Source organism: Herbaspirillum sp. B65, assembly GCF_000333555.1.
Classification (GTDB): domain Bacteria; phylum Pseudomonadota; class Gammaproteobacteria; order Burkholderiales; family Burkholderiaceae_D; genus Herbaspirillum; species Herbaspirillum rubrisubalbicans.
In genome coordinates, this window is sequence record NZ_BADI01001065.1 from 1 (window position 1) to 6,558 (window position 6,558).

The 6,558-nt window shown below is 62.4% G+C and carries 5 protein-coding genes and 1 pseudogene; 4 read left to right on the plus strand and 2 right to left on the minus strand.

Features of this window, described 5'->3' with window-relative positions:
* Positions 1–496 precede the first annotated feature (496 nt).
* Positions 497–1,999, plus strand: a complete 1,503-nt coding sequence (locus I5W_RS25165; protein ID WP_017452505.1) for an AMP nucleosidase — start codon at positions 497–499, stop codon at positions 1,997–1,999.
* Between the two features lie 64 nt (positions 2,000–2,063).
* Here the strand turns inward: I5W_RS25165 and I5W_RS25170 are convergent, their stop codons facing one another.
* Positions 2,064–3,293, minus strand: coding sequence for a YbfB/YjiJ family MFS transporter (locus I5W_RS25170; protein ID WP_044531311.1), 1,230 nt, complete (start codon positions 3,291–3,293; stop codon positions 2,064–2,066).
* A gap of 126 nt (positions 3,294–3,419) precedes the next feature.
* On the opposite strand from I5W_RS25170, the gene I5W_RS25175 reads away from it, so the two are divergent.
* On the plus strand, positions 3,420–4,283 hold the full coding sequence (locus tag I5W_RS25175; protein ID WP_044531312.1) for a LysR family transcriptional regulator: 864 nt from the start codon (positions 3,420–3,422) through the stop codon (positions 4,281–4,283).
* Between the two features lie 351 nt (positions 4,284–4,634).
* Here the strand turns inward: I5W_RS25175 and nhaR are convergent, their stop codons facing one another.
* Positions 4,635–5,579, minus strand: coding sequence for a transcriptional activator NhaR (gene nhaR / locus I5W_RS25180; RefSeq protein WP_044531313.1), 945 nt, complete (start codon positions 5,577–5,579; stop codon positions 4,635–4,637).
* Between the two features lie 166 nt (positions 5,580–5,745).
* On the opposite strand from nhaR, the gene I5W_RS25185 reads away from it, so the two are divergent.
* Both I5W_RS25185 and I5W_RS25190 read left to right on the plus strand, forming a co-directional pair.
* Positions 5,746–6,039: a TFIIB-type zinc ribbon-containing protein gene (locus I5W_RS25185; RefSeq protein WP_017452501.1), complete on the plus strand. Its 294-nt coding sequence runs from the start codon at positions 5,746–5,748 to the stop codon at positions 6,037–6,039.
* Positions 6,040–6,107: 68 nt separating this feature from the next.
* Positions 6,108–6,558: pseudogene (locus I5W_RS25190) on the plus strand (TerC family protein); the annotation flags it as partial.

Sequence of the window (6,558 nt, forward strand, 5' to 3'; positions counted from 1 at the left end):
GACTGCGCCGGGTGGCGTGAGGTCATCCTTGCCAAAGCGCCGACAAGATAGCATCGGCTCGCGTGGCAATCAAAGCTTTTTTTAACGGCTGGGAAAGCTGCAAGACAGGCCGATCTGAAGCGCAGTTCATGCACGTTTCGTGCGTAATGCTGGGGTTCGAAGGCCTGCAATGAGAACAATGACTCGCAACTGACGCCGGCCTGACGCTCGTTGCGCGCTGGTGTAGCGGGCTGCACGGCGCCGCTCGGGGCGAAGGACGAAAAAATAAGTAAACCGCCATGAAGAGCTTGGAAGATATCACCGAAGCGGCCAGTCGCAAAGCCGGACCAGCGCGCTCTTGTCGTGCTTGATCAGCGGTTCGTGCAATGGCCCGCTCTCGGGTAAGATGGTGCTGCGCACAAGTCCTTTCGATGAATGACCGGCCCGACCGGCCGCGCCGCTCCAGCGCATCCTGACCCCACACCGGCGCGGCGCGCGGCAATGATGGAGAACCACGATGTTTGCCACAGAAAAATTCACCAACCCCGACGCCGCCTATGCACGCGTGCTGGAAATCTACGAGCACAATACCGCCATCCTGCGTGATGCCTTCCGCCAGTTCTCCCGTGGCCAGGGTATGGAGCAGCGGGTGCGCACCTGCTATCCCTTCGTGCGCATCACCACCGAAAAATCCACCCATGCCGATACCCGTCAATCCTTCGGTTTCGTGGCCGGCCCCGGTTGCTACCAGACCACGCTGACCCGGCCCAAGCTGTTCCATCAATATCTGCTGGCGCAATTCAAGCTGGTGCTGCAGAACCATGAAGTACCGCTGGAGGTGGGGGTGAGCGACATGCCCATCCCGGTCCACTTCGCCTTCCCCGAGGGCATCCATGTGGAGGGCAGTCTGGACCCGGAACACTTGCGCACGCTGCCCGATTACTTCGACTTGCCGGACCTGGCGACCATGGATGATCGCATCGCCAATGGCAGCTATGAAGTCGATAACGGCGCCTGGCGCGAAGGCCCGCATCCGCTGGCCTTGTTCACCGGTCCGCGCATCGATTATTCGCTGCACCGCCTGCGCCATTACACGGCCACTTCGCCGGATCAGTTCCAGCGCTACGTGCTCTTTACCAACTATGCCTTCTACGTCGATGAATTCGTGCGTCTGGGCCGACGCCTGATGGAGCCCACCGACGACCCAGATGAGTTGGCCTATCGACGCCAGTACACTGCCTTCGTCGAGCCCGGTAATGTCACCACCTGGAGTGCCAACCAGACCGGTACAGATGTCCGTACAGCTTCCGGCGTGGCACCAGCACGGCAGCCGCAGATGCCGGCCTATCACTTGCAGCGCGCCGATGGCAGCGGCATCACCCTGGTCAATATCGGCGTGGGCCCGTCCAATGCCAAGACCGTGACCGATCACGTGGCGGTGCTGCGTCCGCATGGCTGGCTGATGCTGGGCCATTGCGCGGGGCTGTCGGCCTCGCAGCGCATGGGCGATTACGTGCTGGCCCACGCTTACGTGCGCGACGATCATGTGCTCGATGACGACTTGCCGCTGTGGGTGCCGATCCCGGCCTTGGCCGAAGTGCAATTGGCGTTGCAGGATGCGGTGGCCAGCATCACCCAGCTGGACGGTTATGAATTGAAGCGCATCATGCGTACCGGTACCGTGGCCTCGGTCGATGACCGCAACTGGGAGTTGCGCGATCACCGGATGCCGTTATTGCGCTTCTCGCAGAGCCGCGCCATCGCGCTGGACATGGAGAGCGCCACCGTGGCCGCCAATGGTTTCCGCTTCCGCGTGCCTTACGGCACCTTGCTGTGCGTCTCGGACAAGCCACTGCATGGCGAGATCAAGCTGCCCGGCATGGCCAATACCTTCTACGAGCAGCGCGTGGCGCAGCACTTGCAGATCGGTATCCGGGCGCTGGAGCTGTTGCGCAACAATGGGGTGGAGCAATTGCACAGCCGCAAGCTGCGCAGCTTTGCGGAGCCGGCCTTCCGCTGAGTGCTGCGCTTACTCGACTGCCAGATGAAAAGCCCGCGACGCTGCATGTCGCGGGCTTTTTTGCTTATGCCGAACGCGGCGGCAAGCGATGACTGAATGTGAGGCGGTAGTACAGGGCGGCACCTATCAGCAGCGCGATGGCGGCCACGCACAGCGAAGGCGTGAAGGAACCACTGCCATGCACCAGCGCAGTGGCCAGCGGCGGTCCGGCGATCTGGCCGATGCCGTAGGCGGCGGTCATCAGGGCCATCAGGCTACTGGCCTGTTCGCCACGCAGGCGGCGCGCTTCGCGCATCCCGAACAGCGTGATGGCCGTGAAGGGCAGGCCCAGCAGCAGGCAACTGAGGGCAAAGCCCAGGGCATTGGGCCAGAAGATCGATAGCAGCACACCCACGGCCTGCATCAGGTAGGCCCCGGTCAGCAACAATCGCTGGTCCCCCTGCACCGACAGCCGGGTGGCGCTGAAGGCGCCCACGGCCACCGACAGGCCGAAGATGGGCCAGAAGTAATCCGGCCAGGCCGAGCCCGGCAGGGCCCGGCGCGCGATCACCGGCAGGAAGGTGGCGGTGATGATGTAGCCGAAGCCGGCGATGCCATAGGCCATCACCTGGATCAGCACTTCGCGCTTGCGCTGTGGCGTTTCGTCCTGTTGCGCCTGGCTGGCGTGGTCGTGCTGCTCATGCACCTGGAGCTGGGCGCCGGCATCGAAGCTGAAGGCGGGCCAGACCACGGCGCTCAGTGCCAGGGCGATCACGCCGAAGGCGATCCAGCCCCCGGCGGCCAGCCAGCCGGCTGCGATCATCGGACCCGACAACAAGCCCGTCAGCGCGATCCCCAGGCCGGGGCCGCAGAAGATTACGCCGCCCAGTTCCGGGCGTCCCAATTGCGTGAGCTGCTGCAGGCACCAGCCCGCGGTGTAGACGAACACATAGGCGCTGGCCACCCCCGAGAGCAGGCGCATCCACAGCCAGGCCCAGTCCTGATGCAGCACGCCCATGCCCAGCGTAAGCAGGATGGTAGCCACCAGGCCGGCGCGCAGCAGAGCCACGCCGCGTCGGCTGCGATACAGGGCGCACAGCATGGCCCCCAGGAAGTAACCCAGGTAGTTGGCCGTGGCCAGCCAGCCGCCCATCTGTAGCGACAGGCTGCCTTCGTGCAGCATCATCGGCAGCAGCGGCGTGAAGGCGAAGCGGCCGATGCCCATGGCTACCGACAGCGCCACCATGCCCGACAGGCAGACCTTCCACGCCTGGCCGTGGCGGGAATGGGGGGCGGCAGCTCGATGTGAAGACATAGGTGGGCGCATGAGCGTGTGAGCGTGTAATGAGTGGGTATCCATGCTATCGTTTTTGGGTCATTCTAAAAAATGAATAATAAGGATGACTTCATCTTGATTCGAGAACATTGCCTGGAGCCTCGCATGGAACTGGCCGAACTGGAAATCTTCCGCACCGTGGTGGCCGAGGGCGGCATCACGCGCGCCGCCGAACGACTCAACCGGGTGCAATCCAATGTCACCACGCGCATCAAGCAACTGGAAGAATCCATCGGCGTACCACTGTTCGTGCGTGAGCGGCGGCGCCTGGTCTTGACCGCAGCCGGCGAAGCGCTGCTGGACTATGCCGAGCGCATCCTCGATCTGGCGCAGGAGGCGCGCCAGGTGGTGGCCCCGCACAGCCCGCGCGGCCGCTTGCGCATCGGTTCCATGGAAAGCGCCGCGGCCAGCCGGCTACCCACGCCGCTGGCCGAGTTCCACCAGCGCTGGCCGGAGGTGCGGCTGGAGTTGTCGACCGGGCCTACCGATGTGCTCATGGCCGGGGTGCGCACCGGCAAGCTCGATGCGGCGCTGGTGGCGGGGCCGGTCGATGATCCGGCCTTCGAGGCTACCCCGCTGTACAAGGAAGAACTGCTGCTGGTGACGCCGCGCAGCCATCGCCGCGTGCGGGTGCCCGAGGATGTGGAGCTCGATACCCTGATCGTCTTCGAGCAGGGTTGCGCCTATCGCCGTCGCGCCGAGGCCTGGTTCGCCAGCCACGGCCGGGGCGGGTTGCCGCTGCGCACGCTGGAGCTGGCGTCCTACCATGCCATCCTGGCCTGCGTGGCAGCCGGGGCGGGGGTGGCGGTGGTGCCGCGTTCGGTCATCGTCATGCAGGTCGCGCCGCATGGCTTTGCCAGCCATTCGCTGGGACGGGAAGGGCGGGTCGTCACTTATATGATCAGTCGGCGCGAGCGGGGCTCGGCTTCCTTGTTGGCATTGCGTTCTTTACTTATGGCCAGTGCTTGATATATTGGATGCATATAGAAAGACATTTGATATGCGCTAAATATGTCATGTCGTGCAGTATATGAAGAGGGTGTAACCATTTGTAAAAACGGCTGCGACATGGCTTCGATTTCCCTATATTGAAGTTCCCCCTCCATTCTCCCCCCCGAGAATGGGATTTACCCCACAGCCCGCAAGGGTTGTGGGGTTTTTCTTTTGTCCCCTCGCTTTTTTTGTGCCTTCTTCCGGTCGTTGAAATGAAGTGTCAGCGCGGCGTCAAGTTGTCGTGAGTATTGGTGAGGTCATATGTTGTAAAGTGCAGATTTGACGGCGGGAAAAAGAAGTTTTGTGACCGGGTGGCCGATCGTTTTGTTACAGCGTCTCTTTTCCTTTTGATGCCTGCGCTCCCGATGTGCCGGCGGCGACCAGGTTGCCGCGTGCCGCCGACTGGATGGCCAGTACTGCCGGATGACTCAGGCGGCGTTCCACCGAGATGGCGTAGAACTGTTCGCGGATGGCGTCGGTCTTGCCGATATCGACCAGACCATATTGCTTGCGAATCTGCGCGGCAATGGCAGTGGGCGCGGCGAAGATGCCAGCGCCAGCGTCGCCGAAAGCCAGTAGCAGGGCGCCATCGTCGAACTCGCCGGTGATCTGCGGGCGGATGCCTTGCTTTTCGAACCAGCGCAGCAGGCGCGGGCGTACCGCGGCGTCTTCTCCGGGCATCAGGAAGGGCGCGCCATCCAGGCTGTGCGGGAAGCCCTTGCGATAGCGCCGCGCCAGCGCGGGCGTGGCGAAGAAGCTGGTATCGCATTCGCCCAGCAGGTGGTGGTAGCCGCGCACATCCACGTTGGGCGGCATGGGACTGTCGGCGATGATGATGTCCAGCTTGTGGATGGCCAGGTCGGCCAGCAACACCTCGAGCTTGCCTTCGCGACAGATGATGCGGATCGGCTCCTGCATGGCCAGCGCACTTTCCAGCAGCAGGTAGGCAATCGCCTTGGGCACGGCATCGGCCACGCCCACGCGCAGTTGCAGGGCGCGTCCGCCCGGACGCAGGCGCAGCGCTTCTTCCAGTTCTTCGCCCAGGCTGAAGATGCGTTCGGCGTAATCGAACACCATGCGGCCTTCATCATTGAGTTCCAGTCGTCGTCCCACACGCTTGAAGAGCTTGTAGCCCAGGCTTTCTTCGAACAGGCTGATCTGGCCGCTGATGGTCTGCGCCGTCAGGTGCAGTCGTTCGCTGGCGCGCGCCACGCCACCGGTCTTGGCGACCGTCCAGAAATAATGGAGATGCTTGTAGTTGAGGCTGGCCATGCGGATTTCCCTTCATCCAATACTTCGGTTTTCTCGAAGGATTATCTCAAAATATTCGAATTTTCATTCATCAGGCTTTCGCCTAAAGTGACGCCTTGTCCGGTAGCGATCTTGGGTTGTCAGCGTGCCGGGCATCGTTGCCAATACTGATCTTGAGGAGAGCCTGATGAAATGTCCCGTCTGTACATCTCACAACCTGCTGATCTCGGAACGCCAGGGCATCGAGATCGATTACTGCCCGCAATGCCGGGGCGTGTGGCTCGATCGTGGCGAGCTCGACAAGCTGATCGAACGCGCCATGGCCAGCCAGGCGGCAGCGACACCGGCCCCGACACCGGCGGCGCGCGTGCCGGGGCCGCCGCCAGCGGCCTATGACGCCCGGTTCGGCCACGGCGGCTATGGATATGAACATAAACGCAAAAAGAAAGGCTTCCTGGGCGAAATCTTCGACTTCGATTGAAGATTTCTTCCAAAGTCGAACAAGCGATTTTCGCCCCTGGCGGATGAACAAGAAAAGAGAGGTCTGACGTGAACGGCGTAGAAAGTTTTGCCAGCCTGCCCATGTGGGGTGGCTTCATCGTATTCGTGCTGGGGATGCTGGCGGTGGACATGTTCGCCCTGGGTGGGCGTCATGCGCACCGCGTCTCGCCCAAGGAGGCCTTGAGCTGGTCGCTGGTCTGGGTATCGCTGGCCTTCCTGTTTGCCGGCCTGATGTGGTGGTACCTGGATGCCAACGTCGGGCGCGAGTTCGCCAACCAGAAGGGCGCCGAATTCCTCTCCGGCTACCTGATCGAGAAGGCGCTGTCGGTCGATAACATCTTCGTGTTCCTGATGATCTTCAGCTACTTCGCCGTGCCCGCCTGAATGCAGCGCCGCGTGCTGCTGTATGGCGTCATCGGCGCCATCATCATGCGTGCCGGGATGATCCTGCTGGGTGCCTGGATGATCGCCCAGTTCAGCTGGATCCTGTATGTCTTCG